Source organism: Psychromonas algicola, from assembly GCF_004378355.1.
Classification (GTDB): Bacteria; Pseudomonadota; Gammaproteobacteria; order Enterobacterales; family Psychromonadaceae; genus Psychromonas.
Genome location: NZ_SNUB01000116.1, coordinates 1 through 304, shown reverse-complemented (window position 1 = coordinate 304; position 304 = coordinate 1). Strand labels below are relative to the sequence as shown.

General features: G+C 51.6%; 1 rRNA gene. It reads right to left on the bottom strand.

The features are described 5' to 3' along the window. Positions 1–304: ribosomal RNA gene (locus tag E2R67_RS16570) — 23S ribosomal RNA — on the bottom strand; the annotation flags it as partial.

Here is a 304-nt window from a genome sequence, read left to right as displayed (position 1 = left end):
AACTCTTGGGCGGTATCAGCCTGTTATCCCCGGAGTACCTTTTATCCGTTGAGCGATGGCCCTTCCATTCAGAACCACCGGATCACTATGACCTACTTTCGTACCTGCTCGACGTGTCTGTCTCGCAGTTAAGCTGGCTTATACCATTGTACTAACCTCACGATGTCCGACCGTGATTAGCCAACCTTCGTACTCCTCCGTTACTCTTTGGGAGGAGACCGCCCCAGTCAAACTACCCACCAAACAGTGTCCCAAACCCCGGTTCAGGGGCCATGGTTAGAACTCAAAACATACAAGGGTGGTA